Source organism: Streptomyces pseudovenezuelae (assembly GCF_029892565.1).
Taxonomy (GTDB): Bacteria; Actinomycetota; Actinomycetes; order Streptomycetales; family Streptomycetaceae; genus Streptomyces; species Streptomyces pseudovenezuelae_A.
Genome location: NZ_JARXVH010000003.1, coordinates 203,563 through 228,917, shown reverse-complemented (window position 1 = coordinate 228,917; position 25,355 = coordinate 203,563). Strand labels below are relative to the sequence as shown.

General features: G+C 70.4%; 26 protein-coding genes. 12 read left to right on the top strand and 14 right to left on the bottom strand.

Annotated features, from left to right (window positions below; translation table 11 throughout):
• Positions 1 to 162: 162 nt before the first annotated feature.
• The 4 genes from M2283_RS10005 (at position 163) to M2283_RS09990 (ending at position 4,759) form a co-directional block, all read left to right on the top strand.
• Entirely contained in the window at positions 163 to 1,446 is a 1,284-nt protein-coding gene (locus M2283_RS10005; protein ID WP_280875771.1) for an aspartate kinase, read from the top strand.
• A complete protein-coding gene (locus M2283_RS10000; protein WP_280875770.1) occupies positions 1,446 to 2,504 on the top strand; it encodes an aspartate-semialdehyde dehydrogenase in 1,059 nt (352 codons plus the stop codon). The genes M2283_RS10005 and M2283_RS10000 overlap by 1 nt, the downstream gene beginning before the upstream one ends.
• A 504-nt stretch (positions 2,505 to 3,008) precedes the next feature.
• Entirely contained in the window at positions 3,009 to 3,584 is a 576-nt protein-coding gene (locus tag M2283_RS09995; protein WP_280876248.1) for a SigE family RNA polymerase sigma factor, read from the top strand.
• 131 nt (positions 3,585 to 3,715) lie between these two features.
• Positions 3,716 to 4,759, top strand: a complete 1,044-nt coding sequence (locus tag M2283_RS09990) for a hypothetical protein (RefSeq protein ID WP_348538902.1) — start codon at positions 3,716 to 3,718, stop codon at positions 4,757 to 4,759.
• Between the two features lie 34 nt (positions 4,760 to 4,793).
• Here M2283_RS09990 and M2283_RS09985 read toward each other — a convergent pair whose 3' ends face one another.
• The gene (locus M2283_RS09985; protein WP_280875768.1) at positions 4,794 to 5,573 is read right to left on the bottom strand and encodes an SURF1 family protein; all 780 of its coding nucleotides are present in this window, start codon (positions 5,571 to 5,573) and stop codon (positions 4,794 to 4,796) included.
• Positions 5,574 to 5,680: 107 nt separating this feature from the next.
• Positions 5,681 to 6,067, bottom strand: coding sequence for a nuclear transport factor 2 family protein (locus M2283_RS09980; protein ID WP_280875767.1), 387 nt, complete (start codon positions 6,065 to 6,067; stop codon positions 5,681 to 5,683).
• A 162-nt stretch (positions 6,068 to 6,229) separates the two neighbouring features.
• Between M2283_RS09980 and M2283_RS09975 the strand changes: the two genes are divergently transcribed.
• Positions 6,230 to 8,056: a S9 family peptidase gene (locus M2283_RS09975; protein ID WP_280875766.1), complete on the top strand. Its 1,827-nt coding sequence runs from the start codon at positions 6,230 to 6,232 to the stop codon at positions 8,054 to 8,056.
• A 110-nt stretch (positions 8,057 to 8,166) separates the two neighbouring features.
• Here M2283_RS09975 and M2283_RS09970 read toward each other — a convergent pair whose 3' ends face one another.
• Entirely contained in the window at positions 8,167 to 10,062 is a 1,896-nt protein-coding gene (locus tag M2283_RS09970; RefSeq protein ID WP_280876247.1) for an NAD-binding protein, read from the bottom strand.
• Between the two features lie 170 nt (positions 10,063 to 10,232).
• Here M2283_RS09970 and M2283_RS09965 point away from each other — a divergent pair, with 170 nt between their 5' ends.
• The 3 genes from M2283_RS09965 (at position 10,233) to M2283_RS09955 (ending at position 12,792) form a co-directional block, all read left to right on the top strand.
• Complete coding sequence (locus tag M2283_RS09965; RefSeq protein ID WP_280875765.1) at positions 10,233 to 11,288, top strand: permease; 1,056 nt, start codon at positions 10,233 to 10,235, stop codon at positions 11,286 to 11,288.
• The gene (locus tag M2283_RS09960) at positions 11,285 to 12,076 is read left to right on the top strand and encodes a TIGR03943 family putative permease subunit (RefSeq protein ID WP_280875764.1); all 792 of its coding nucleotides are present in this window, start codon (positions 11,285 to 11,287) and stop codon (positions 12,074 to 12,076) included. The genes M2283_RS09965 and M2283_RS09960 overlap by 4 nt, the downstream gene beginning before the upstream one ends.
• Positions 12,077 to 12,225: 149 nt before the next feature.
• Positions 12,226 to 12,792 (top strand): hypothetical protein, encoded by a 567-nt coding sequence (locus tag M2283_RS09955; RefSeq protein WP_280875763.1) that lies wholly within the window; start codon positions 12,226 to 12,228, stop codon positions 12,790 to 12,792.
• Between the two features lie 3 nt (positions 12,793 to 12,795).
• Here M2283_RS09955 and M2283_RS09950 read toward each other — a convergent pair whose 3' ends face one another.
• The 10 genes from M2283_RS09950 to M2283_RS09905 all read right to left on the bottom strand — a co-directional run bounded on the left by M2283_RS09950 (position 12,796) and on the right by M2283_RS09905 (position 21,772).
• Positions 12,796 to 13,563: a GAF and ANTAR domain-containing protein gene (locus tag M2283_RS09950; RefSeq protein ID WP_280875762.1), complete on the bottom strand. Its 768-nt coding sequence runs from the start codon at positions 13,561 to 13,563 to the stop codon at positions 12,796 to 12,798.
• A complete protein-coding gene (locus M2283_RS09945) occupies positions 13,560 to 14,306 on the bottom strand; it encodes an ANTAR domain-containing protein (RefSeq protein WP_280875761.1) in 747 nt (248 codons plus the stop codon). The genes M2283_RS09950 and M2283_RS09945 overlap by 4 nt, the downstream gene beginning before the upstream one ends.
• Before the next feature lie 39 nt (positions 14,307 to 14,345).
• Positions 14,346 to 14,633: an SCO5918 family protein gene (locus M2283_RS09940; protein ID WP_280875760.1), complete on the bottom strand. Its 288-nt coding sequence runs from the start codon at positions 14,631 to 14,633 to the stop codon at positions 14,346 to 14,348.
• 133 nt (positions 14,634 to 14,766) lie between these two features.
• A complete protein-coding gene (locus M2283_RS09935; protein ID WP_280875759.1) occupies positions 14,767 to 16,287 on the bottom strand; it encodes a DEAD/DEAH box helicase in 1,521 nt (506 codons plus the stop codon).
• A gap of 293 nt (positions 16,288 to 16,580) precedes the next feature.
• Complete coding sequence (locus M2283_RS09930) at positions 16,581 to 16,784, bottom strand: cold-shock protein (RefSeq protein ID WP_055489522.1); 204 nt, start codon at positions 16,782 to 16,784, stop codon at positions 16,581 to 16,583.
• A gap of 244 nt (positions 16,785 to 17,028) precedes the next feature.
• Entirely contained in the window at positions 17,029 to 17,367 is a 339-nt protein-coding gene (locus tag M2283_RS09925) for a MerR family transcriptional regulator (protein ID WP_280875758.1), read from the bottom strand.
• Positions 17,368 to 17,682: 315 nt separating this feature from the next.
• Positions 17,683 to 18,423, bottom strand: a complete 741-nt coding sequence (locus M2283_RS09920) for an ANTAR domain-containing response regulator (protein ID WP_280875757.1) — start codon at positions 18,421 to 18,423, stop codon at positions 17,683 to 17,685.
• A 12-nt stretch (positions 18,424 to 18,435) separates the two neighbouring features.
• Positions 18,436 to 19,284 (bottom strand): ANTAR domain-containing protein, encoded by an 849-nt coding sequence (locus M2283_RS09915; protein WP_280875756.1) that lies wholly within the window; start codon positions 19,282 to 19,284, stop codon positions 18,436 to 18,438.
• A gap of 23 nt (positions 19,285 to 19,307) precedes the next feature.
• Entirely contained in the window at positions 19,308 to 21,173 is a 1,866-nt protein-coding gene (locus M2283_RS09910) for a CheR family methyltransferase (RefSeq protein WP_280875755.1), read from the bottom strand.
• Positions 21,173 to 21,772 (bottom strand): chemotaxis protein CheB, encoded by a 600-nt coding sequence (locus M2283_RS09905; RefSeq protein WP_280875754.1) that lies wholly within the window; start codon positions 21,770 to 21,772, stop codon positions 21,173 to 21,175. The genes M2283_RS09910 and M2283_RS09905 overlap by 1 nt, the downstream gene beginning before the upstream one ends.
• A gap of 258 nt (positions 21,773 to 22,030) precedes the next feature.
• Between M2283_RS09905 and M2283_RS09900 the strand changes: the two genes are divergently transcribed.
• A complete protein-coding gene (locus M2283_RS09900; RefSeq protein ID WP_280875753.1) occupies positions 22,031 to 22,426 on the top strand; it encodes an STAS domain-containing protein in 396 nt (131 codons plus the stop codon).
• Here the strand turns inward: M2283_RS09900 and M2283_RS09895 are convergent.
• On the bottom strand, positions 22,386 to 23,048 hold the full coding sequence (locus tag M2283_RS09895) for a ribosome-inactivating family protein (protein ID WP_280875752.1): 663 nt from the start codon (positions 23,046 to 23,048) through the stop codon (positions 22,386 to 22,388). The genes M2283_RS09900 and M2283_RS09895 overlap by 41 nt on opposite strands.
• Before the next feature lie 419 nt (positions 23,049 to 23,467).
• Here M2283_RS09895 and M2283_RS09890 point away from each other — a divergent pair, with 419 nt between their 5' ends.
• The 3 genes from M2283_RS09890 to M2283_RS09880 all read left to right on the top strand — a co-directional run bounded on the left by M2283_RS09890 (position 23,468) and on the right by M2283_RS09880 (position 25,349).
• The gene (locus M2283_RS09890) at positions 23,468 to 23,818 is read left to right on the top strand and encodes a PRC-barrel domain containing protein (RefSeq protein WP_280875751.1); all 351 of its coding nucleotides are present in this window, start codon (positions 23,468 to 23,470) and stop codon (positions 23,816 to 23,818) included.
• A 170-nt stretch (positions 23,819 to 23,988) separates the two neighbouring features.
• Positions 23,989 to 24,333: a hypothetical protein gene (locus M2283_RS09885; RefSeq protein ID WP_280875750.1), complete on the top strand. Its 345-nt coding sequence runs from the start codon at positions 23,989 to 23,991 to the stop codon at positions 24,331 to 24,333.
• A 50-nt stretch (positions 24,334 to 24,383) separates the two neighbouring features.
• Positions 24,384 to 25,349, top strand: coding sequence for an LLM class F420-dependent oxidoreductase (locus M2283_RS09880; RefSeq protein ID WP_280876246.1), 966 nt, complete (start codon positions 24,384 to 24,386; stop codon positions 25,347 to 25,349).
• Positions 25,350 to 25,355 lie beyond the last annotated feature (6 nt).

The window sequence follows — 25,355 nt, the reverse complement described above, 5'->3', positions numbered from 1 at the left end:
AATTCACAGCTCTCACTTGTGACGCTCGGCACTTTTCCCGCACCCCGTGAGTGGGCAGGCGCTGACCTGGGCGTCCGAATCTCACGATGCGATACCGCGGAAGCGAAATTCGGGTGCTCGTTAGACTGAGCCGACATATACGGGACTGAGCGAGGAGCGCACGTGGGCCTTGTCGTGCAGAAGTACGGAGGCTCCTCCGTAGCCGATGCCGAGGGCATCAAGCGCGTCGCCAAGCGAATCGTGGAAGCCAAGAAGAACGGCAACCAGGTGGTTGTCGTGGTTTCCGCGATGGGCGACACGACGGACGAGCTGATCGATCTCGCCGAACAGGTATCCCCGATGCCTGCCGGGCGTGAGTTCGACATGCTGCTGACCGCCGGAGAGCGTATCTCCATGGCACTGCTGGCCATGGCGATCAAGAACCTGGGTCACGAGGCCCAGTCGTTCACCGGCAGCCAGGCAGGCGTCATCACCGACTCGGTCCACAACAAAGCCCGGATCATCGACGTCACGCCGGGCCGGATCCGCACCGCGTTGGACGAGGGCAACATCGCCATCGTCGCCGGGTTCCAGGGCGTCAGCCAGGACAAGAAGGACATCACGACGCTGGGGCGCGGTGGGTCGGACACGACCGCCGTCGCCCTTGCCGCCGCCCTCGACGCCGAGGTCTGCGAGATCTACACCGACGTCGACGGCGTGTTCACCGCCGACCCGCGCGTGGTGAAGAAGGCGCAGAAGATCGACTGGATCGCCTTCGAGGACATGCTGGAGCTCGCCGCCTCCGGCTCGAAGGTGCTGCTCCACCGCTGTGTGGAGTACGCCCGCCGCTACGACATCCCGATCCACGTCCGGTCCAGCTTCAGCGGACTGCAGGGCACCTGGGTCAGCAGCGCACCACTCACGAAGCAGCAAGGGGACCAGAAGGTGGAGCAGGCCATCATCTCCGGTGTCGCGCACGACACCTCCGAGGCCAAGGTCACGGTCGTCGGCGTACCGGACAAGCCGGGTGAGGCCGCCGCGATCTTCCGCACGATCGCGGACGCCGAGATCAACATCGACATGGTCGTGCAGAACGTGTCGGCCGCCTCCACCGGGCTGACCGACATCTCCTTCACGCTGCCGAAGACCGAGGGCCGCAAGGCCATCGACGCCCTGGAGCGCAACAAGGGCGGCATCGGCTTCGACTCCCTGCGCTACGACGACCAGATCGGCAAGATCTCCCTGGTCGGCGCCGGCATGAAGACCAACCCGGGCGTCACGGCGTCCTTCTTCGAGGCGCTCAGCGACGCCGGGGTCAACATCGAGCTGATCTCGACCTCTGAGATCCGTATCTCGGTCGTCACCCGCGCCGACGACGTCCCCGAGGCCGTCCGCGCCGTCCACTCAGCCTTCGGGCTCGACTCCGACACCGTCGAAGCCGTCGTCTACGGAGGCACCGGACGCTGATGTCCGGTACTGGACGACCCACGCTCGCGGTCGTGGGCGCGACCGGAGCCGTCGGCACGGTCATGCTCCAGATCCTGTCCCAGCACGCGGACATCTGGGGCGAGATCCGCCTGATCGCCTCACCGCGCTCGGCCGGCCGCAAGCTGGCCGTGCGCGGCGAGCAGGTCGAGGTGGTGGCGCTCACCGAGGAGGCCTTCGACGGGGTCGACGTCGCCATGTTCGACGTACCCGACGAACTGGCCGCCCAGTGGGCGCCCGTCGCCGCCGCCAAGGGCGCGGTGGTGGTGGACAACTCCGGCGCGTTCCGGATGGACCCGGACGTGCCGCTGGTCGTCCCCGAGGTCAATCCGCACGCGGCCCGGCTGCGGCCGCGCGGGATCATCGCCAACCCCAACTGCACGACCCTGTCCATGATCGTCGCCCTGGGCGCGCTGCACGCCGAGTTCGGGCTGCGCGAGCTGGTCGTCTCCTCGTACCAGGCCGTGAGCGGTGCGGGCCGGGAGGGCATCGACACCCTGCGCCGGCAGCTGAAGCTGGTCGCCGGCACGGAGCTGGGGACGCATCCCGGGGACGTGCGGCGGGCCGTCGGTGACGACACCGGGCCGTTCCCGGAGCCGGTCGCGCTGAACGTCGTACCGTGGGCCGGGTCGCTGCGCGAGGACGGCTGGTCCTCGGAGGAGATGAAGGTGCGGGACGAGACCCGCAAGATCCTCGGTCTGGCCAAGCTGCCCGTCGCCGTGACATGCGTAAGGGTCCCGGTCGTGACCACGCACTCCCTGACCGTGCACGCCCGCTTCCAGGCCGAGGTCACCGTCGACGGGGCCCGCGAGATCCTCGCCACGGCCCCCGGGGTCGTCCTCTTCGACAATCCGGCCGCGGGGGAGTTCCCGACCCCCGCCGACGTGGTGGGCACCGACCCCACGTGGGTGGGCCGGGTGCGGCGGGCGCTCGACGACCCCACGGCGCTCGAACTCTTCGTTTGCGGCGACAACCTGCGCAAGGGCGCCGCCCTCAACACCGCACAGATCGCGGAGCTCATCGCGACCGAGTTCGTCTGACCCCTGCCGTGCCGGCCGGGACCGTATCGCTTCGGGCATACCCAAAACGTCCTGGCCAGCACAGGAATCATTTGTAGGATTCACGTGAAGTGTGAGCCGATCGATGGTTCAGACCACTTGAACTGGGCCTCTTCGGCGTCCGAAGATTCTCTCCCCGCTCTTCGCAACCGCGCGAAGGGCGGGGAGCGTCTTTGCGAACGCCCTTCGGGGGGCGCGGGGATGCGGTACGGGGCGTGGGGACGCCCCGATCATTCAGGACACAGGGGAAGAGCGGGTAGGCATGAGGGCGCTTGACGCACGGTCAGCTGTGCTGCCTGACACCAGACGACCGGTGGCATCACGCGAAACAAACGGGATGCCCGGCACGCACAACCCTCAAGGGGGGAAGCGTGTCCAACTGGCGTGGCAGAGGTTCTCGATTTCTTCAGTACGGCACCCGGGGGTACGGCTCTACGGCCGCCCCGCAGGCCCGTCCGACCCCGCATGCCCGGTGTGCCCGGCGGCATGCCGGTGATCGCGCCCATGCCCGCAGCGCGGCCCGCCCGCATCCCGAACCAGCGCGACGACGCCGACGAAGCGGTGGCGGCCGGCACGACCGTCGACCACCTCACCGAGACCTACCGGGCCCACTACCGCTCGCTGCTCGGGCTCGCCGCCCTGCTCCTGGACGACACCGCCTCCTGCGAGGACGTCGTGCAGGAGGCCTTCATCCGGGTGCACTCGGCCCGCAAGCGTGTCCGTGACCCCGAGAAGACGCTCGCCTATCTGCGTCAGACGGTCGTCAATCTCTCCCGCTCCGCCCTGCGCCGCCGCATCCTCGGACTCAAGCTCCTGTCCAAGCCGATGCCCGACATGGCGAGCGCCGAGGAAGGCGCCTACGACCAGCTGGAGCGCGACTCCCTCATCAAGGCGATGAAGGGGCTGCAGCGCCGCCAGCGCGAGGTCCTGGTGCTGCGCTACTTCGCGGACATGACCGAGGCGCAGGTCGCCGACTCGCTGGGCATATCGCTCGGCTCGGTCAAGGCGTACGGCTCGCGCGGCATCGCGGCCCTCCGCATCGCGATGGAGGCGCCGGCATGAGCAAGGACGCCGGCACGAACAGGGACGCCGAAGGGTCGGATTCCCATGAACGTCACGAGCCCTACGCTTGGCACGAGCCGACGGCACCGCACGACCAGAACCACACGCAATCGCACGCTGGGAACGGAACTGTGAACCACGACGGCCCCGAGGACCCGAGCCCGGAAGGGCTGGACTCGGACGAGCTGACGCTGCGCACCCTGCTGCACCAGGCGGTGCAGACGGTCGAGCCGCGCGACGGCACGCTCGACCACCTGCGCAAGGCCGTTCCCGTCCGGCGGGCCCGCAAGCGACAGGCCGTCGTCGGCATGGCCGCCGCCGCCCTCTTCATCGGCACCGCCGTCCCCGCCCTGCTGCACGTCTCCAACTCCACCGGCTCCGGCGTCAACCCGTCCGCCGTGGGCCAGGCCTCACAGGCCCAGGGCGGGGCAGGCTCGGGAAAAGACGCAGACGGAAATGAGAGCACCGCCGGCGGCGCCTCGGGCAGGACCGAGGACAAGGGCCCCGGCGGCGCCAAGGGCGGCGACCAGGGCAAGGGCGCCGGGACGGCCCAGGGCGGCACCTCCGGCACCGGCCCCTCGGCGACCACCGCCGCCGCTCCTGTCTGTACGGCCGTCCAGCTCGGCAACGCCACCGGGACGTCGGCCGCCGCCGACGCCGCGGGCGCGGTCTACGGCACGTTCAGCGTCGTCAACCTCTCCACCGCCGCGTGCACCGTCGGCGGCCCCGGCACCGTGACCGCGCTCGCCCAGGGCGCGGCGGACCAGGGCAAGATCGGCACGGCCCGGCACCTGGCCGGTGACGCGGCGAGCGGCCTGCCCGACCCGTCCACCGAGACCACCGCACTGGTGCTCCAGCCCGGCTCCGCCTACGAGGTGAAGTTCGCCTGGGTGCCCTCGGAGACCTGCCCCACCACGGGGACGAGCGACGGCGGCAACACCGGCGAGCCCTCGCCCGACCCGAGCTCCACCGACTCCACGGGCACCTCCTCCGGCACCACGTCGGGCACCACCGACGGCACGACCTCCCAGCTCCTCACCGACGGCGGCACGGCCGACGGCAGTGTCGAGGTGTCGAACACGGCGGAGTCCGGGTCGCCGACGGTCTCGACGGTCGTGGGCAACGCGTGCGCGGGCACGGTGTTCTACACGGGAGTGCTGGCGCCCGGAGCGTGACAGCGGTTACGTGGCAGCGGCCGGGGGACAGCGGTCATACGGTGACGGGTTGCTCTTCCTCCGCCACCAACCCCATCTCGGCGTCCCGCACGAACTCCACCTCGCGGCGCAGCAGCCGGAACCACATGAACACCACGAACCCCGCGAAGACGAACCACTCCCCGGTGTAGCCCAGGTTCTGGAACGCCTTCAGGTCCAGGCCGGTGTTCTGCGGCGCGGTCGCCGGCACGGCCGTCATCCCCGAGTCGGCCTTGTCCAGCGTGACCCAGGCGTCGTACACCTTGTACGGCACGATGTTGATCAGGGACGCCGAGCTGATCGCCCCGGTCTGCCCGGCCGGCAGCCCGCCCTGGGCGCTCACCCCGTTGTCCCCCGGCGTCTCGGACGCCTGCAGCGCACCGGTGACGGTGACCTCACCGGTGGGCGCGGCGGGCGCCTCGGCCGCGTCGGCCTTCCCCGGCAGCCAGCCCCGCACCACCGGCAGCGCCTGGCCGCCGTCGGTGCGCAGCAGGGTCAGGACGTAGTAGCCGTCCTTGCCGTCCAGTTGGCGGTCCGGGACCAGCAACTGCTTGCCGTAGTGGCCGGTCACGGTGGCCTGCTCGCCGGACGTCGCCTGGTCCACGGGCAGCAGATCCCGCAGCGGGCGGGCCGTCCCGTGCGTGTCCGCCGCCTGCGCGTCCGCGATGCGGTGGCTGTCCACCCGGTCCTCGAAACGGCTCAGCTGCCAGGACCCCATGAAGATGCAGAAGGGGATGGCGAGCAGCACAAAGACGTTGATTCCCCACCAGCGGCGCGTCAGCAGAAACCGGTACACGCCTTCCACGGTACGGGGCTCCCGCGGAGGGCTTGGCTGCGGGGTTGGCGTACCTGTACGGGATGCGTGCCTGTACTGGACGTGTGCCTGTCCGGGGTCCGTACCGCTCAATAGCGCTCGCTGAGGTGTTCGCGGCCGGCCGGGGGCTCGTAGGGCTCGGGCCAGAACTCGGTTATGGACGTGATCCTGCCCTCTCCGGACTCTCCGGCTTCTCCGGTGAAGAACGTGATCGCGTACATCTCCTCCAGTCCCACCGTGAAGTGCGCCCAGGTGACCACCTGTCCGGGCTCGGCGACGATGCGCTCGGTCCGTAGGTGCCAGTCGCCCGGGTACTCCCGGTTGAACTCCACGTACCTCTCCCGCCCCGCGATGCGCTCGCGCGTCTGCGGCAGGGTGTAGACGACGTCCTCGGCGAGGGTCTCGGCGAACGCGGTCCAGTCCCGGGACTCGGCGGCGGCCCAGAACCTCTCGACTGTCTTGCGCAGATCGGTCATGTCGACGAGTCTGCACCCCGCCACTGACAATCGGTCCCGACCTGGGCATACGCCCTTTGCCGGGCGGCGCGGGACGCCGGAAGGGTAAGCGGCGGGTAGAAGTTATCCACAGCCTGCGGACCTGGCCAGTGAATTGTCTGTGAGGGCGGGCAGTATGGGGCCATGACTGAGAGCAACGGGTCCGCCTCGCCGGATCAGCAGGCACAGCGCGAGGTAATGCCGGACTGGGAGAAGCGCTTCCGGGCGCCGAGGGTGTCGCTGCCCGACTGGGCGGAGGACGCCCCGGACCGTTCCCTGTTCGTGTCGAACGCGACGGGGACGTACGAGCTGTACGCCTGGGACCGCGCGAGTGACGAGCAGCGCCAGGTCACCGACCGGCCGAACGGCACGACGGACGGCGTCCTGTCCCCGGACGGCGGCTGGATCTGGTGGTTCGACGACAAGGACGGCGACGAGTTCGGCGTCTGGCGCCGGCAGCCCTTCGGCGGCGGCGCGGACGACTTCGCCGCCCCGGGACTGGAGCCGTCGTACCCGGCGGGCCTGGCGCTGGGCCGGGACGGCCGCACGGCGGTGGTGGGCCGCTCGACCGACGAGGACGGTACGACGATCCATCTCGCGCGCGAGGGCGAGGCCCCCGTGCAGATCTACCTCCACCGTGAGTCGGCGGGCGTCGGCGACCTCTCCCACGACGGCACGCTGATCGCGATCGAGCACACCGAGCACGGCGACGCGATGCACTCCGCGCTGCGCGTCCTGCGCCCCGACGGCACGGCGGTCGCCGATCTCGACGACACCGAGGGGGGCACGAAGGAGCTGGGCCTGGAGGTCCTCGGCTTCGCGCCGGTGGACGGCGACACGCGCCTGCTCATCGGCCACCAGCGCCGGGGCCGTTGGGAGCCGCTGGTGTGGGACGTGGCGACGGGGGAGGAGACCGACCTCGCCCTTGACCTGCCCGGTGACGTGAGCGCCGAGTGGTACCCGGACGGCACGGGCCTGCTCGTCGCGCACAGCTTCGAGGCCCGCAGCGAGCTGTTCCGCTACGACCTGGCGACCCGTGAGCCGGAGCGGATCCCGACCCCGCCCGGCACGGTCTCCGGTGCGACGGCCCGCCCCGACGGCACGGTCGAGTACCTGTGGTCGTCGTCGGCCGAGCCGTCGGCGGTCCGCTCCACCAAGGGCGGGGTGGTCCTGGACCCGCCCGGCCTGAAGTCTCCCGGCTCGGTCCCGGTGGAGGACGTGTGGGTCGAGGGCCCGGGCGGCCGTATCCACGCCCTGGTCCAGAAGCCGGCCGGCACGACGGGCCCGCTCCCGACGGTCTTCGACATCCACGGCGGCCCCACCTGGCACGACAGCGACTCCTTCGCGGCCGGCCCCGCGGCCTGGGTCGACCACGGATACGCGGTGGTCCGGGTCAACTACCGCGGTTCCACGGGTTACGGCCGCGCCTGGACCGACGCCCTCAAGCACCGGGTCGGCCTGATCGAGCTGGAGGACATCGAGGCGGTCCGCGAGTGGGCGGTCACCTCCGGCCTCGCGGACCCCGCCCGCCTCATCCTCACCGGCGGTTCCTGGGGCGGCTACCTCACCCTCCTCGGCATCGGCGCCCAGCCGGACGCCTGGGCCCTGGGCATCGCGGCGGTCCCGGTCGCCGACTACGTCACGGCGTACCACGACGAGATGGAAGCCCTCAAGGCCATGGACCGCACGCTCCTGGGCGGCACCCCGGAGGAGGTCCCGGACCGCTTCGAGGCGTCCTCCCCCCTGACCTACGTCGACGAGGTCAAGGCCCCCGTCTACATCTCGGCAGGCGTCAACGACCCCCGCTGCCCCATCCGCCAGATCGAGAACTACGTGAAGCGCTTGGAGGCCCGAGAGGCCCCCCACGAGGTGTATCGCTATGACGCGGGCCACGGGTCATTGGTGGTGGACGAGCGAATCAAGCAGGTGAGGCTGGAGCTGGAGTTCGCGGAAAGGTACCTCCCCGCTTAACTGCGGGCAGTCGTGCAGGTGGGGCGGCGCCCGTCCCCAAGAGAGCGCCACCCCGCAAACGCGGGCGAGTGCACCCACCCGACCCCGCCCCGGCGCACGGCACCCATCAATCAAGCCCCGGTCCGCTCCCGCCGCCGACGCCCCAACAGCTCCGCCATGCCCCTCCGCGTGGCAGCCAGCACCACCCGATCCGAGTCCCGCAGGACATACGTGTCAGGGAGGTCCCACACCAACCCCGACCGCCGTGCGTCCTCATGCGCCCCACGAGCGGTGTCCAAGGCCAGCACCCGCCACGCCCCGGCGCGGAACGCCTCCGCGACCGTCCGCCCCGCCAACTGAGGATGCGATCCCACCTGCACGGCGGCGAACAGCAACACCCGCCGCTCAACAGGGATCGCCCCCAGAATCTGCCGCCCCATCATCGCCCCGGCAAAGGCGGGCGCGGCCAGATGGGAAACGCTCCGACTCCGAGTGGTCGCCAGAGGATGAGCGGCCCGCAGCGTCCGGTACACGGCCGTCGCGAAGTCGTCGTCGTACAACCGCAGCACCACCCGCAGCTCGGGCCGCACGGACCGGGCGTACAGCGCGGCCTCAAGATTCGTCGTGTCCGCGCTGGTCACCGAGAGCAGCGCGGTCGCGCGGTGGATCTTGGCGGCCTCCAGGACGCCCTCCTGGGTGACGTCGCCGAGCACCACCGGTACCCGCAGCCGGCGCGCGACCGCGAGCCCGCGGGCCTCGGGGTCGGACTCGACGCACACCACCGGGATGTGCAGTTCGCGCAACCGGATCAGCACGCGCGTGCCGATCTTGCCGAGCCCGAGCAGCACCACATGCCCGCCGAGCCCGCGCGGCGGCTTGCGCAGCCCGGACGTGGTGCGGAAGGTACCGAGCGCTTCTAGGACCGCGGCCAGCAGCACCGGCAGCAGCAGCAACCCGACGAGACCGGAGAGGAGTTGGAGGATCTGCCGTCCCAGGGAGGCACCGATCGCCGGATCGTCGATGGCGAAGAGATCGAGGAGCGTCAGATAGAACGCGCTCAGCGGATGCATCTGGGTCACCACCGACAGCGCGACCGCGAGCGCGACCACACACGCCACGAGCCCCGCCAGCGACCACCGCAGCCGCCGGGAGAACAGCGAGGCGAACGGCGGCACGACACTCCCGCGCGCGGGCGGCGACGAGGGCCCCGAGTACGCCACTTGTTCCAGCACGACGGTCCCGCGCCCGGTCGCGGCCCGTACCGTCGCCGCGTCCGGCAGCAGCCGCGGCCCCGAGTCCCCGTCGCGTTCGGAGCCGTCGGCGGGATCGCTGCCTGCCGTGGACAGCAGCGCCAGCGTGGCCAGCCCCGGATCGGCCTCCTGCCCGGGCTCCGGCGCCGGCCGCTCGACCGCGCGCAGCATCAGCCCGTCGGTCTGGACGACCTTGCTGGTGCCGGTCACGGCGGTGGCGGCCAGCGCCGGTGCGGCCGTATCGGCGTCGGACAGCACGGTCGTAGAGGCGTCGAAGCCGGAGCCGGTGCCGTCGGTCGTGCCGTCTCCGGCCGCCAACGCGGCTGCCTGGTCGAGGAGTTCCTCGATGTGCTGGCCCAACCGGCGGTTGTAGAGGCGCAGGACGAGGCGGAGGCGGGGGTTGAGGCGGCGGGCGGTGAGGGCGGCGCGGATGTTGGTCTCGTCGTCGTCGTACACGAGCGCCAGCGCGGCGGCCCGCTCCACGCCCGCCTCGGCGAGCGCGACCTCGGTCGCCTCGGCCGCTTCGACGACCCGTTCACCGCCGTTGACGGCGGTCGCGGCGGTCGCGCTCGAATCGGCGCCGCCCGCCGCCCGGTTGACGGTCGCGTTCACCACCCGGTCGAGCAGCGCCGCGGTCGTCGCCCGCGCCCTGCCGACCACCGGGGTCCGGACACCGCGCTCGGACGGTGGCACGATGAGCGTGACCTGCTCGCCGTACACCCCCCGGAGTTCGGCGGCCAGCCGGTGCGCCAGCCCGTCGTCGCCGCACACGACCATGTGTCCGGACAGGTCGCCTGTCACACCCTGCTGAGGAACGCTCGCCACGAGGGGAAAGACTGCCTTATGGGGAGGGGCGGTTCCAGAGTCAACTGAACGGCTGTTCCCTCTCCATCGTATGGATAGGGACGGAAACCAGCGCTTTCCGCACCACCGGAGGTACCTCGCCCGTGGCCATCACCAAACCAGCCCCCACTGGGGCGGACAGCCATGAGCCGGTACGGGGTGCTCCGGAGCCGGTACCGGGTACACCGGAGCCGGAGGCGCCGCCTGCTGCCCAGCAGTCCCGGTCCTCCCTGATCCTCATCCTCCTGCTGCTCGTCCTGGTGCTGCTGCAGGACCCCATCCGCGGTGCGCTGTCCGCGCCCGTGATGCAGAGCTGGATGACGGTGTTCGTCGCCGTGCTCGTCCAGGCGCTGCCCTTCCTGGTGCTCGGCGTGCTGCTCTCGGCGGCGATCGCGGTGTTCGTACCGCCGACGTTCTTCGCCCGCGCCCTGCCGAGCCGGCCCGCGCTCGCGGTGCCGGTGGCCGGGATGGCGGGCGCGGTGCTGCCGGGGTGCGAGTGCGCGTCCGTGCCGGTGGCGGGGGCGTTGGTGCGCCGGGGCGTCACCCCGGCCGCGGCGATCGCGTTCCTGCTCTCCGCGCCGGCGATCAACCCGATCGTGCTGACCGCGACCGCCGTGGCCTTCCCCCGCAACCCCGAGATGGTCCTCGCCCGCTTCGTCGGCAGCCTCCTCGTGGCCTGCTCGATGGGCTGGCTCTGGCAGCGACTTGGCCGCACGGACTGGCTGCGCATGCCGCACCGTTCGCACTACGAGGGGCAGAGCAAGGGCGCCGCGTTCTGGGGGTCGGTCCGGCACGACGTCATGCACGCGGGCGGCTTCCTGGTCGTCGGCGCGATGGCCGCGGCCACGCTGAAGGCGGTGGCACCGGCGAGCTGGCTGCGCACGGCCGCGGACAACCCGGTGGTCGCGATCCTCGCCCTGTCCCTGCTCGCCGTACTGCTGTCGATCTGCTCGGAGGCGGACGCGTTCGTGGCGGCCTCGCTGACCCAGTTCTCGCTCACCGCCAAGCTGGCGTTCCTGATCGTCGGCCCGATGATCGACCTGAAGCTGTTCGCGATGCAGGCGGGCACGTTCGGCCGGGGCTTCGCCCTGCGCTTCGGGCCCGCCACCTTCGCCGTGGCGATCGTGGGCGCGGTCCTGACCGGGGCGGTGCTGCTGTGAACCGGCAGGCACAGGCGGCGGTCCTCTTCCTCACCGGCGCGGCACTGCTGCACGCCGGGTTCACGGATCTGTATCTGCGGTACGTCAAGGCGGGGCTGCAGCCGCTGTTGCTGCTGGCCGGCGTGGTCCTGATCGCGGCGGCGCTGGCGACGGTCTGGTACGAGTGGCGGGGGCGGAAGCAGGGAGAACCGCAGGGCGCTGAGAAGGCGGACGGGGCCGCGCTTGCGGGGGACGGGCACGGGTCCGCCGACCTCGATGACGACGGTCACGACCACGTTCACCGCGAACCCCGTATCTCCTGGCTCCTGGTCCTCCCCCTCCTCGCCCTGATCCTGGTCGCCCCGCCCGCGCTCGGCTCGTACAGCGCGATGCGCACGGGGACGGCGCTCCAAAAGCCGTACGGCTACGACAACTTGCCCGCCGCCGGGCCGCTGCGCCTCTCCGTGGTCGACTACGCGAGCCGCGCGGTCTACCAGCACGGCCGCACCCTCGACGGCCGCCAGATCAAGGTCACCGGCTTCGTCGCACTGGACCACGCGGGTACGCCGTATCTGGTCCGGATGGCCCTCAACTGCTGTGCCGCGGACGCCCAGCCGGTGAAGATCGGCCTGACCGGCAAGGTCCCCCCGGTCCTGCAGCCCGACAAGTGGCTTGAGGTGACCGGGACTTACACCACCCGCGAGGTCAAGGACCCGGTGAACAACGGCCCCATCCCGTTCCTGCAGGTCAGCTCGGCGACACCGGTGGCGACGCCCGCGGATCCGTACGACGAGACGTGGAACAACTGAGGCGCGGTCTCTCCCCGGGGCGGCCGGCGGGGCCCGGAGTATCGTGAAAGGACCGAGGGTTCCTCGTGTGCCGGCTCTCACGCCCGTGCCGTTCTCGGCGATCGACGAGACCAGGTCGGCTGCGACGGCGCCCGGAACAGGTCCGCCTCATGACAGAGAACGCGCTCCGGCCGGCCTGGGAGTACCCCCGGGCGCGGGCCAGGCCCGGTCGGCAGTGCCCCTCACCCTGGGACGCCGAGCGGCTGCGCCCGCTGTCCCGGTTCCAGGTCATGGACCGGCTGCCGGAACTCGGCGAGATGTACGCCGCCAACTCCGGTGCCGAACCCTGGCAGTGGGACCGGCTGCGCCACACCTTCCTCAGCCGGCTGGCCGACGACATGCGCCGTCCCGGCTTCGCCCTGCTGGTCGCGGAGAACTCGACGATGACGGCGTTCGCCTACGGATTCCCGCTGCGCGCTGGGCTGTTCGCGATCCGCGAGATCGTCGTACGGCCCCAGGTGCGCCGGCAGTCCACGGACCGGGACTGGAATCTGGCCCGGCGGCTGCAGCGGCGCCTGCTCGGCGAGCACTCGGACGCCACCGGCGTCACCCTGGTCGCCCGCTTCGACGTACCGACGCTGGCCGCCCTGCGGGCCTGGGGCTGGCGGGACCTCCCGGCCGGCGAGCGCCGGACCCCGTCGGCCGATCCGCGCCGGGTCCTGCTGCTCGACCCGTGACCGTCACTCGTAGATCTCGGGGGGCTGGGCGTTCTCGGGGGCCGGGATGGTGGACGTGTCGACCGTGCCGTCGACGATCTGCCGGGCGAAGTCCGTCAGCCGCAGGTGATGGGCCCGGGCGTAGGCGCGGAACGCGGCGAAGGCCTCGTCGACCGAGGTGCCCCAGCGCTCGGCCAGCACCCCCTTGACCTGCTCCACCAGGATCCGGCTGGTCAGCGCGGAGTTCAACTGGGTGTTCTCCACATAGGACTTCTCAAGCGTGCGCTGCTGCAGGATCGTGATCGTGGCCACGTCCGCGAGCGCCTGGGCGAGGGCGATCTCGTCGTCGTCGAGCCGGTGCACGGAGGTCTGGAAGAGGTTCAGGGCGCCCACCACCCGGTCCCGCAGCCGCAGCGGGATGGCGTGCGTGGCGACGAACCCGAGCTCGCGCGCCTTCGGGGTGAAGCGGGGCCAGGCGGCGGCCGCCTCGGGGCGCCCTAGGTCGATGTTCGTACGGGCCGACCCGGTGCGGAAGCACTCCACGCAGGGCCCCTGGTCGTGCTGCCGGGCGAGCAGCTCCAGCAGCCGGGTGTGCTCGTCCGAGGCGGCGATGACCTGCAGCTCGCCACGGGGGTCGGCGAGCAGGATGCCGGCCGCCGAGACCTCCAGCAGCTCCACGCAGCGCGCGGAGAGCCGCTGGAGCAGGTCGAGGACGTCGAAGTCGTCGATGAGTGAGTCCGCGATCTCGACGAACACCTCCGCGAGGCGTTGTTCTCGAGTCATGCCGATCATCCCTCTCCACCGACGGGCACACGCGGCCCGCTTCCATCGTCGTCGAATCGCAGTCGTCGGGCCACGACGTCTTCCGCCACGTCGCCGATCAGGCGTTCACTGCCGTAGGCGAAGGCGCGCAGCCGCACCAGGGCCTCGGTCAGGGGGATGGCGAGCTGGACGCTGATCATGCCGGTCGCCTGGTGCACCACGGCCCGGTGCAGCCCGTCGGCCGGCCACGGCAGGCCGTCGTCGTCCTTGCGGTCGGCCGGTCGCCGTCCGTCCAGCAGGGTCACGGTCAGGGCGGCGGCCAGCGTGTTCGCGTCCGCGAGCTGCCGGCCGTCGAGACCGCCCCTGCCGTCGCACAGCAGGGTGAACATGCCCAGCCGGACGGCGCCCAGGCCGAGCGGGAAGCAGCAGACCCCGTCGACCCCGAGTTGCCGGACCGCCGGCAGCAGCACGGGCCAGCGGTCCGGGCGCACCCGGTCGAGATCCGGTTCCAGTACGGCGATTCCTACGCGGGCGGCATCGGGGCCGGGGCCCTCGCCGAGCGTGAACTGCAGTTCCTCGAAGCGCAGGCTCAGCTCGGGGTACCACCAGAGCGGTTCGGGTGCGCGAGTGCCGTTCGTGTCCGCGGACGGCATCGGGAAGACGGACACCGCGACGCCCGCGACGCCAAGCGCCCGTGCGCCGGTCTCCGCGGGATCGGCGCCGCTGCCGGGACGTAGCGACCGCAGCGCCTCGGCCATCCCGTCGCGGGTCACCGGTCTCCGTTCCGCCGGGGGCTCAGTGGCCCCATCGGTTCACCAGCCGAGCGTTTCCTGGTCGGTGGCCGGGGTCCGGGTCTGGGCGGGCTGGGGGGCGTCGTGGCAGACGAAGCCGAGCCGGGTCAGCGCACGGCGCATCTCGCCGGTGGTGAAGTCGCGGCGGTTCTGCCGGGTGATCACTTCGCCGACCTGCAGGACGGGGTAGACCTGCTGGCCGATGGTGACGGAGACACCGGTGACGGTTTCGGGCGTGATGCCGTCCATCGACTGCTCGACCTCGTTCTTGCGCAGGTCGAAGGGGAATCGGGCGATGACACAGCGCATGAATGCCTCCAACAGGAAGGGGAGTTGAACCGAGGGGAAGGCAGGGGAGCAGAGCGGGAGAAGCGATACCGAGGAGCGGTCAGGACGCGCGGGTGGGCGTCCTGACCGCGGGGAGCGAACCCCAGCGTCTTGACTAGCGCGGGTTCCTGGTCGGGGCACGGCGCACGCGGGAGCCACCGGCCCGTCCGCCCCGGCCGCGACCGGGGGCACCGGAACGCTCGCGTCGGTCCGCGGCCGGCGCGAGCGCCGTCACGACGACGGGTACGCCGGAGGGGGTGCGGGCACCGGTGATGCGCTGCAGCTCGGCCTCGCCGGGGCTGACCCGGGTGCTGCTGCTCGGGGTGATCCCGGCGTCCAGCATCAGCCGGTCCATCGAGCGCCGCTGGTGCGGCAGCACCAGGGTGACGACGGTGCCGGACTCGCCGGCGCGGGCGGTACGGCCGCCGCGGTGCAGGTAGTCCTTGTGGTCGCCCGGCGGGTCGACGTTCACGACCAGGTCGAGGTTGTCGACGTGGATTCCGCGCGCGGCGACGTTGGTGGCGACCAGGGCGGTGAGGTGGCCGTCCTTGAACTGGGCGAGCGTCCGGTTGCGCTGCGACTGGGACTTGCCGCCGTGCAGCGCCGAGGCCCGCACACCGACGGACAGCAGGTGCTTGGTCAGCTTGTCCACCGCGTGCTTGGTGTCCAGGAAGAGGATCACGCGCCCGTCGCGGGCGGCGATCTCGGTCGCCGTGGAGTGCTTCTCGGTGTCCCGCACGTGCAGCAGGTGGTGCTCCATGGTGGCGACACCGCCCGCGGTCGGGTCGACCGAGTGCACGACCGGGTCGTGCAGGTAGCGGCGGACCAGCAGGTCGATGTTGCGGTCCAGGGTCGCCGAGAACAGCAGCCGCTGACCGCCGGGTCGGACCTGGTCGAGCAGCGCGGTGACCTGGGGCATGAAGCCCATGTCGGCCATCTGGTCGGCCTCGTCCAGGACCGTGATGCCGACCTGGTCGAGCTTGCAGTCGCCCCGCTCGATGAGGTCCTTGAGGCGGCCGGGGGTGGCTACGACGACTTCGGCGCCGCCGCGCAGGCTGCTGGCCTGGCGGCCGATCGACATGCCGCCCACCACGGTGGTGGTCCGCAGCCGCAGGGCGCGGGCATAGGGGGCGAGCGCGTCGGTGACCTGCTGGGCCAGTTCCCGGGTGGGCACGAGGACAAGGGCGAGCGGCTGCCGGGGCTGAGCCCGCCGGCCGTTCAGCCGGGCCAGCAGGGCCAGCCCGAAGGCGAGCGTCTTGCCCGAACCGGTGCGCCCGCGGCCCAGGACGTCCCGGCCGGCCAGCGCGTTCGGCAGCGTGGCCGCCTGGATCGGGAAGGGCACGGTGACGCCCTCGACGCCGAGTGCGGCCAACAGGCCCTCGGGCATGTCGAGTTCGGCGAACGACTCGACAGCCGGGAGCGGTTCGGTGATCGTGGTGGGGAGCGCGAACTCCTGCTGCGGGCCGGCCGAGCGCGGGCCCTGGCCGCTCTTACCCGCGCCGGTCGGACGCGAGGTCCGACGGGGCTCGTGGGAACGGAAGCGGCTGCCGTATGCGGAGCCCGTTCCGCCCGTGGACTTCCTGTCCGTGCGGACGCGGCCCGAACTGGCGCTGCTGCTGCGACGGTCGCGGTTCATGATGGAACCCTCCTCGATACGGCACGTATCGAGGAATTCCGTCCAGCGGCGAATAGCCGCATGAGGATTCACAAGAATGAGCCGTGAAAATAGCGAAAAGCCGCGCCTTGCGGTTGGTGAACCGGAGTGAACCGGTGGGTGAACCGAGGCGGTCCCTCATGCGGGAATCAGCTTTGGACTGGCTGGAAGCAGCCCGAATCAGCTGAGAGCGGCTGGGAACAAGCGAAAAGTGAACGAGCTGAGGCCCGCACCCCATAGAGTGCGGGCCCCAGCTACTGTCATGCGTCAAGCAATCAGGCGGGAACGATGTTCTCGGCCTGGGGGCCCTTCTGGCCCTGCGTGACGTCGAAAGTAACCTTCTGGCCTTCCTGAAGCTCGCGGAAGCCGGAGGCGGCGATGTTCGAGTAGTGGGCGAAGACGTCAGCGCCGCCGCCGTCCTGCTCGATGAAGCCGAAGCCCTTTTCCGCGTTGAACCACTTCACGGTGCCAGATGCCATATTGAATCTCCCTTGGGGGGCAGTGCCGGGATCTGCACTTTGCCGATCCCGAGTCGCCGCGATGATCACCCCTCCGGAAAGATCCGGAAAGCTCTGCAAAGAAACTGGCTGTGAAACAAGTCTCTGGTAACCAAAACTGCAACTGGTATCACGCTAACACAGGTCGGCCGGAAACCCCATGCTGATCTGGAGTTCGATCACGAATTCTCCTCCCGCCGAACACCCGGTTTCTGTACCCGCCGCACTAGATATTCGCGCCACGCTCGGCCAGCAGCTTGCGCATTTCGTCGTTCAGGCGGAGGGCGTCCTCCAGCTGGTCCTCCAGCGAGACGATGCGGCACGCGGCCTCGATCGGCGTGCCCTGGTCGACGAGTTCGCGGGCCCGGGCGGCGACGCGCAGCTGACGGCGTGAATAGCGGCGGTGACCGCCCTCCGAACGCAGCGGGGTGATCAGCTCGGCCTCGCCGACGGCCCGGAGGAAGGCCGGCGTGATGCCGAGAACGTCGGCGGCCCGACCCATGGTGTAGGCCGGGTAGTCGTCATCGTCGAGGTTGTCGGTGACGGGGTCGATCTCAGCGGGCATGGCACCTTCGTTTCGGGGCGAGGCGAGCGGTCCGGCCGGGTCCGGGACCCGTCCTCCGTGAGGATCCGGCACCGTATTCGCCCTCCTGCGCCAACCCTAACGCCGCCGGGCGCACGGATGTGGCCCGGCCGTGACAGATTTCCCCCCTTCGCCTGGGCAGTATCGCGGACCGCCCTGGAAGGCCCGCAGGTCGGCTCCCTCCGCGATCTTCTGGCGCGGAGTGCTGCGTCACAGGGCCGTGTCACCGTGTTGCGTCACGTTGCCGCGCCCGGATCGCGTCGAAGATCCCCTCGGAGGTCCCGTCGCAGGTGGGGCTCAGCGCGCGGGATCGGTCCGATCGAGGTCCGAGCGCCCCTCGACCACGTCACGGGCCACGTCCCGTACCGATCGCTGATGTGCGCGGGCGTACTTGCGCAGGAGGTCGAAGGCTCCGTCCGGGGTCACCGCCCGGCGGGTGGCGAGGATGCCCTTGGCCTGCTCTATGACCACGCGGCCGGTCAGCGCCTGTTCCAGCTGGGCGGTGAGCGTCCGGCTGCGGTCGGCCTCCCGGGCGCGCTCCAGGATGACGGCGGTGAAGTCCGCGAGCGACCGGCCGAGCCCCAGGGTCGCCGGGGAGAAGGCCCGCTCCGCGCCGGACAGCAGCACGAGCGCACCGCTCGTGCCGGTGTGTTCGCGCAGCGGGAGGGCCACGACCTGGGTGTAGCCCAGCCGCAGGGCCTTCGGCGCGTAGTGCGGCCACCGCTGCCGGACGGGCCCGCTGTCGAGGGCGGCCTGGGCCCAGGGCACTCCCGCGCCGGTCCGGCGGCACTCGTGGCCGGGGCCCTCGCGCCGCCCGGCGGCCTCGTGTTCCAGGTGGAACACCTGCGGATCGGAGCCCACCACCAGCGCCGTGTCGTGGCCCGCGGGCGCGAACTGCACGGCCGCGGCACGGGTACCGAGCAGGACCGGCGCGCGGTGCGCCAGGACGGTGAGGGTTTCGGGCACGTCCAACGGGCCGTCCGCCGTGCTGCCGGCCAGGGCGACGAACGCGTCGGCCAGCCGCTGTTCGGGCGTCATGGGGCCTCTTCCTCAGGTGAGTTTCCGGTCGCCGTCCACGATCTGCCGGGCGACGGTGTCGAGGGAGACCTCCTCGGCGAACGCCCGGGCCTTGATGAGTGCCAGTGCGTCGTCGACCGAGCAGCCGATCCGTACCGAGAGCGCGCCGGCCGCCTGGTGCACGACGGCCCGGACGTCGGTCCCGCCGTACAGGTCCGGGTCGGCCTCGGGGTCGAGCAGCACGATGCCGGTGAGGGCCGCGGCGACCTCGGTGAGCCGGTCGTACCCCGTGGTCCGCGGGTCGAAGACGGTCAGCGATCCGACGCAGCTGTCCCGGGTCCGCAGCGGTACGGCGGCCACCGCGGCGATGCCCAGGGCGGCGAGGGCGGGTCCGTACTCCGGCCAGCGGGTCCCGATGTCCGGGCCGGTCACGTGCACCGGCCGGCGTCCGGTCGCCGCGTCCTGGCCCGGGCCCTCGCCGAGGACATACTCCAACTCCTGGGCGGCGGCGGAGCGTTCGTCGGACACGGCGACCGCGAGCTGGTTCTGTCCGGAGTCGAGCAGGGCCATCGCCGCGCCACCGGTGCCGCAGGCCTCGGCGACCACCGCCATGAACCGCGGCCGGGCCCCCTGCCCCCCGGCCCAGGCCGTCGCACGGAGAGCGAAGCTGTCCTGGAGACGGGCCGAGGCACGGTGACATTCGGCGGTTCTACGGTGAGTTTGCGCGACCTGGGCGTGGAACTCCCGCCCCGGCTGCGCCGCCAGCAGCTCGTGCCGCTCGGCCGCCGCCTCCGCCCGCTCCGCGCGCTCGCGGGCCAGCGCCGCACGACGGCGGGCCATCGCTGCCAGACCGAAGTCCTCCACGCGCCCTTGCGGGTCCATGACGTCGAGGCTACGCCGGGCGGTCAGTCGAAGGTGTCGCTTCGGCTCTCTTCCATCATCAGCACGACACCGCCGTGCGGCCCGCCGAACGGGGAGAAGAACACGTCACAGGTGATGGGCCGGCCGATCCGGCTCAGCGCCTCCACGGGGATCGGACCCGAGCGCTTACGGGTCTCCAGGCACCGCTGGACGACCGGCCGCAGCTCGTCGGTGGGCAGCCCGAAGTCCAGCTCGAAGAAGGCCTCGCCGACCACCTCGTCCGCGCGCAGCCCCCACAGGTCGACCGCGCCCCGGTTCCAGCTCTTGACCTTCAGATCCTTGCCCAGCACCACCACACCCGCCGCGATGCTGGTCAGCACCGCTTCCAGAAACGCCCTGGCCTCGTCCAGTTCGTCCGTGCGGATGCGCATCTCCTCGTTCATCGTCTCCAGTTCCTCGTTGCCGGACTGGAGTTCTTCGTTGGTGGTCTCCAACTCTTCGTTGGTGGACTGCAGTTCCTCGTTCGTCGTCTCCAGTTCCTCGATGCTGGACTGGAGTTCTTCGTTGGTGGTCTCCAACTCTTCGTTGGTGGACTGCAGCTCCTCGTACGCCGTCTCCAGCTCCTCCCTGACGCGCTTCACTTCGGCCTTCAGGTGCGTGGCTACGGTCACGTCGGTGAAGGAGATCCCGGTGGCGATGTGCAGGCCGCCGGGTCCGGCGAGCGGCTGGATGAGGATGTCGAAGTACTGGAGGTCCTCGCCCGCCCGGCGCTCGACCCGGTTGACCCGCAGGGTCCGGCGCTCGTGGGTGGACTGGTCGATCAGGGAACGGAGTTCGACCGGCCGGTAGGAGACCTCCAGGTCCTGGAAGGGGCGGCCGATGTCGCCGGTGGTCAGGCCGAGCTGGATCCGTGCCTGGCTGTTGATCACCACGACGGTCCCGTCGCCGTCGAGCGCGATCGCCGGGGTCGGTCCGGCGTCGAGCACCAGGTCGCGCAACTGGCGGGCGCGGGCCACCGAGTGCATCTCGCCGCCGGTGCCGGTCCTGATCTTCAGGGGGGCCGGATGGTAGGTCAGCCCGTTGCTGCCGGCCCGGCGCCGGAAGACGCGCTGCCGCATGTTCACGACCTCGAACCGCTCGCTGTCGTTCAGCAGCATCTCGGCCTTGCCGAGGAAGAGGAAGCCGGTGGGGCGCAGGGCGAAGTGGAAGCGGTCCACGATCTGCGTCTGGGCCTCGACGTTGAAGTACATCAGCGTGTTGCGGCACACCAGCAGGTCGAGCCGGGAGATCGGGGCGTCCCGGGTGATGTCGTGCCGCCCGAAGATCACCCGCCGCCGCAGGTCGGGGCGGAAGCTGAACTGCGCGCTGTTCTGCTCGAAGTACTTCTCCCGCAGCTCCACGGGCAGCGACTCCAGCGACTTCGGCGTGTACAGCCCCGACCGGGCCTCGCGCAGCGCCTCCTCGTCGACGTCGGTGGCGTAGATCTTGACCCGGCGCAGGCACTCCTCGATGCCGAGGGCCTCGGCGAACATCATGACCAGTGAGTACGCCTCCTCGCCGCTGGAGCAGCCCGCGCTCCACACCCTGATCTCCTGGTCCGGATCGAGCGCCGAGAGCAGGTCGGGCACGACCTCGTGCTGGAGGAGGGTCCAGGCCTCCGGGTCGCGGAAGAAGGAGGTGACGTTGATCAGGATGGTGTTGAAAAGCGTGCCGAACTCGTCCGCGTTGGTTTCCAGCAGATCCTGGTAGTCGATGTACGAGCGGTTGCCGACGTCCGTCATCCGCTTGTGGATGCGCCGGGCCAGCGTGGAGCGCTTGTATCCCGTGAAGTCGAAACCGCGGGCCTCCCGGATGAAGGTGAGCAACTCCTCCAGCGATTGGTTGCCCTCGGCGTCCAGCGGTTCGCCCATCACTGCCTCTTGGCCTCGACAAGTCCCCGCACGGCGGCGGCGATCTCCCCAAGAGGTAGCACGAAGTCCACCGCCCCCGTGTCCACCGCCGACTGCGGCATCCCCGAGAACTCCGCGGTCCGCGGATCCTGGACGATCACGGTCCCGCCCCGTGATTTCACCGTGTCGACCCCCTCGGCCCCGTCCCGGCCGGTCCCGGTGATCACACAGGCGATCGCCTCCGGCCCGTAGGCGCCGGCGACCGATTCGAAGAGGAGGTCGGCGGAGGGGCGTACGAAGTGCACGAGCGCGGTGTCGGACAGGCTCAGCACACCGTCGGAGTCGACGAGGAGGTGCCGGTCGGGCGGGGCGAGATAGACGGTGCCGGGCAGTGCGAGCTCCTGCGCCTCCGCGAGTTTGACCCGCAGCTCGGTCCGGCGGGCGAGCACCTCGGCGAGCACGGTCCGGTGGCGCGGGTCGAGGTGCTGGACCACCAGCACCGGCACCGGCAGATCGGGCCCCAGCGCGCCGAGCAGCGTGCTCAGCCCTTGGATGCCGCCCGCGGACGACGCGACGGCGACGATGCTGTACCGATCCCTGGGTGGCTGCTCGCGCGTCACACCACGAGCCTAGACCGCTCCGCTTGAAAGCACCCTGCGCTCGCTCCATCAAGGGGATCCGAGAAATTACACCCGAAGGATGGAACCCCCTGCCAGACGAACCGTTTCTGTTCGAGGACCCGCCCACTGCCGAGACGCATCGGCCTAAAGTCACCCTTGTCGTCACCCGTGCTCCCGGTGGCTGTGTACATCCCTTGCCGCGAAACCGACGGAGATGGCGCGATGCCCCGGGAGCCAGCTGCTTCAGCCGTAACGGCCGTGACTGTCGTTCCTGCTGTTCCCCCTGCCTCTGACCAGCAGATCCGCGTCTACGAGACGGCGGGACGGACCGTCGTCCAACTGCTCGGCGAGATCGACATAGCCGTGGTCCTGCGCATCACCGCCGCGATGGACGCGGCGACCGGCCGCCCGCATGCCGATGTGGTGATCGACCTCGGCCCGGTCGACTTCCTGGACTGCTCCGGGCTCGGCCTGCTGTGCCGAGCCCGTCGCCGCGTCGAGGAACGAGGCGGACGCCTGACCCTCGCCTGCCCCCACCCCACCATCCGCAGAATGCTCCGGATCGTGGACCTCAGCCGGATCTTCGCCCTGACGGCGACGCTGGACGAGGCGCTCAGAGCTCGTCGTGCGGGTTCGGGTCGCTCCCCTGGTTGAGGGCCGTGAGCAGCAACTTGGCTGCCGCGGCAGCGGTGTTGATGGTGCCGAAGCTGGTCGTGGACGTGCTCGCCGTCGAGTTCGGGTGGTTCACGTGGTCGACGAGGACGTTGCTGATGTTGGACCAGTTGCGGACCAGCTCGGTGCCCGTGTTGGTGACCGTGAAGTCCTGGCCGTTGTTGAGGGCGTTGTAGAGCCCGCCGGAGATCCACGAGTAACGCGACCCCTCCGACACGGCGAAGATCATGCGCAGCAGCGCGCGGGCCACGCCCTGGGTACCGGCCGACTCGGGGTTCCGCAGGTCGTGGACGGCCTGGCAGAGGGAGTGGTGGCCGATCTGCAGGCTGGCCAGGCTGATGTTGCCGAGGTTCGAGAGCCGGTCGTAGTTCTCCGCGCCCATCCACTCGGAGTGCGGCTCGGCGCCGGGGCGGGTGGGGGCGTTCTCCGAGGCCAGCGGCCAGTAGTGCTCCTTCTCGGCCTCGTAGTACCACCCGGTGACGTAGAGGTCGCTCAGCCGGATCAGCAGGTGGACGGTGTTGCCGCCGGAGGTCACGACGATGTCGGCGAAGCTGTTGACCGCCGTGTTGTCGACGATGATCACCTGCCGGCTCGAACTGCCCACCGGGACCTTGACCTTCTTCCCCTTGGTGTAACTGAGCTGAAGGCCGGCGGAGCAGCGGACTCACCGGAGTGGGCTGAAAAGATTTGACTGGGGCACTCGGTTGTCCACGGCACCGACAGATGCCGCTCCCTGAAGGAAAGAGAAACCCGTGTACATAGGTCTCGGTACCGTCGTCCTCATCATTGTCATCATCGCTGTCGTCATGATGCTGCGCCGCCGCTGAACTCTCCGGCGCGCAAACAAGGCCGGAACGCACCCGCATGCAATACGGAAAAGCGGGAAGCGCGGCCTTCTGGAAAGGGGATCGACGTGGGCGTGTTGATTCTTGTGAACGGTGGGCACTCGACCCGCCGAGGGACGCCCACCGGAACAATCGGACGGGCCTCCTTGGAATTCACGCACTACAGGGGAGGTTTTGCATGACGGACAACATGTGGGGTTACCAGGCCGAGGCCGGTCACCAGACGGGGATGGACCTGACCGGGTTCAAGGTCGAGGCGAGCGACGGTTCGATCGGCAAGGTCGACAAGCACTCCGAGGACGTCGGAGCCGCGTACATCGTCGTCGACACCGGAGTGTGGATCTTCGGCAAGCAGGTTCTGCTCCCTGCCGGTGTCATCTCGTCCATCGACGTCGCCGAGCGGACGATCCGCGTCGGCCGTACGAAGGAAGAAATCAAGAACTCTCCCGAGTTCGACAAGGACAAGCACGCCGGTGACGCCGGTTATCACGAGCAGGTCGGTGGCTATTACGGAGACCGCCGAGTCTGACCGTCATTCCGCGGCGAAAAGGGGCGGGCACCGGCGTTCTGCCGGTGCCCGCTTTCCGTGCGACGCGGCCCGGATCAAATGTCCGGAATCATCACCGGCCACGTGGGTACTCGCAGGTGGGTCCGTACGCCGACACCATTGCCCAGTCCTATCCAAGGAGAGTGCCCCCGATGGCCACCGTGTCCCTCACCGGAGCGTCCCAGGAGGATGCCGCCACCGTCTTCGGCGTCCTGCGGACCGCGTTCCCCACCGACCGTCCTTCCGGCGACGTGCCCCAGGAACAGCCGGGCGACCGATCCGCCGTGTGGAGCGCGGAGTTCGAGCCGACGCAGGAGTGGATCCCGACCGATCCGACCCCACTGGAGGGTCAGGTCTCCGTCACCCTGCAGGGCGGCTACGTCGCCGTGGACCAGCTGTTCGAGGCCCTGAACGCCGCGTTCGCCGTAGACCAGTGGGGCACGGCCTCGGGAGACCAGGAGAAGGAGGTCGACCTGCGGCTCACGACGAAGCGGTGACGAGACGGGAGGTCGCACCCCCGAAGCCGACCCACGAGGAGATGAGCGACATGGTGCAGATCGGATACACGATGATGACCGAGCAGACCGGCCCGCGAGAACTCGTCGGCCATGTGGTCGGCGCCGAGCGCGCCGGCTTCGACTTCTCGGTCACGTCCGACCACTACTTCCCCTGGCTGGAGTCCCAAGGCCACGCCTCGTACGCGTGGAGCGTGCTCGGTGCCGCCGCGCAGGCCACCGAACGCATCCCCCTCATGACGTACGTGACCTGCCCCACGACCCGCTACCACCCGGCGGTCGTCGCCCAGAAGGCCGCCACGCTCCAACTCCTGTCCCAGGGACGGTTCCGCCTCGGGCTCGGCTCCGGGGAGAACCTCAACGAGCATGTGGTGGGCGGCGGTTGGCCCGCCGCGCACGTCCGGCTGGAGAAGCTGGAAGAGGCCGTGGAGATCATCCGCGCACTCTTCGCCGGGAAGAACGTCAACCACCACGGCGCCCACTTCGACGTCGAGAACGCCAAGTTGTGGGACCTGCCCGACGCGCCCCCGCCGATCGGCGTCGCCGTCTCGGGCGACCACTCGTGCGAACTCGCGGGCCGACTGGCCGACTTGGTGATCGCCACCGAGCCCAGGCCGGAACTGATCTCCGCGTTCGACCGCCACGGCGGCGCGGGCAAGCCCAAGGTCGGCCAACTGCCCATCTGTTACGACACCGACCGCGACGCGGCGATCGCCCGCGCGCACGACCAGTTCCGCTGGTTCGGCAGCGGCTGGCCGGTCAACTCCGAACTCCCGGGCCCCGCCGCGTTCGAGGGCGCCAACCAGTTCGTACGGCCCGAGGACGTCGCCGGCTCCATCCCCTGCGGCGACGACGTGGAGGCGGTCGTCGAGGCCGTACGCCCGTACGCCGACGCGGGGTTCACCGAGGTCGCGCTCATCCAGATCGGCGGCGACCACCAGGAGCCGTACCTGGAATGGGCCGAACAGAAGCTGCTGCCCGCCCTCCGCGGCCTGTGAGCGTGT

What these genes read in the sequence shown, in the direction of transcription:
- M2283_RS10000 (WP_280875770.1), top strand. Translation starts at nt 1,446, where the DNA reads ATGTCCGGTACTGGACGACCCACGCTCGCGGTCGTGGGCGCGACCGGA.
- M2283_RS09995 (WP_280876248.1), top strand. Translation starts at nt 3,009, where the DNA reads ATGCCGGTGATCGCGCCCATGCCCGCAGCGCGGCCCGCCCGCATCCCG.
- M2283_RS09980 (WP_280875767.1), bottom strand. Translation starts at nt 6,067, where the DNA reads ATGACCGATCTGCGCAAGACAGTCGAGAGGTTCTGGGCCGCCGCCGAG.
- M2283_RS09975 (WP_280875766.1), top strand. Translation starts at nt 6,230, where the DNA reads ATGACTGAGAGCAACGGGTCCGCCTCGCCGGATCAGCAGGCACAGCGC.
- M2283_RS09970 (WP_280876247.1), bottom strand. Translation starts at nt 10,062, where the DNA reads ATGGTCGTGTGCGGCGACGACGGGCTGGCGCACCGGCTGGCCGCCGAA.
- M2283_RS09955 (WP_280875763.1), top strand. Translation starts at nt 12,226, where the DNA reads ATGACAGAGAACGCGCTCCGGCCGGCCTGGGAGTACCCCCGGGCGCGG.
- M2283_RS09950 (WP_280875762.1), bottom strand. Translation starts at nt 13,563, where the DNA reads ATGATCGGCATGACTCGAGAACAACGCCTCGCGGAGGTGTTCGTCGAG.
- M2283_RS09940 (WP_280875760.1), bottom strand. Translation starts at nt 14,633, where the DNA reads ATGCGCTGTGTCATCGCCCGATTCCCCTTCGACCTGCGCAAGAACGAG.
- M2283_RS09935 (WP_280875759.1), bottom strand. Translation starts at nt 16,287, where the DNA reads ATGAACCGCGACCGTCGCAGCAGCAGCGCCAGTTCGGGCCGCGTCCGC.
- M2283_RS09930 (WP_055489522.1), bottom strand. Translation starts at nt 16,784, where the DNA reads ATGGCATCTGGCACCGTGAAGTGGTTCAACGCGGAAAAGGGCTTCGGC.
- M2283_RS09925 (WP_280875758.1), bottom strand. Translation starts at nt 17,367, where the DNA reads ATGCCCGCTGAGATCGACCCCGTCACCGACAACCTCGACGATGACGAC.
- M2283_RS09920 (WP_280875757.1), bottom strand. Translation starts at nt 18,423, where the DNA reads ATGACGCCCGAACAGCGGCTGGCCGACGCGTTCGTCGCCCTGGCCGGC.
- M2283_RS09915 (WP_280875756.1), bottom strand. Translation starts at nt 19,284, where the DNA reads ATGGACCCGCAAGGGCGCGTGGAGGACTTCGGTCTGGCAGCGATGGCC.
- M2283_RS09910 (WP_280875755.1), bottom strand. Translation starts at nt 21,173, where the DNA reads ATGGGCGAACCGCTGGACGCCGAGGGCAACCAATCGCTGGAGGAGTTG.
- M2283_RS09890 (WP_280875751.1), top strand. Translation starts at nt 23,468, where the DNA reads ATGACGGACAACATGTGGGGTTACCAGGCCGAGGCCGGTCACCAGACG.
- M2283_RS09885 (WP_280875750.1), top strand. Translation starts at nt 23,989, where the DNA reads ATGGCCACCGTGTCCCTCACCGGAGCGTCCCAGGAGGATGCCGCCACC.
- M2283_RS09880 (WP_280876246.1), top strand. Translation starts at nt 24,384, where the DNA reads ATGGTGCAGATCGGATACACGATGATGACCGAGCAGACCGGCCCGCGA.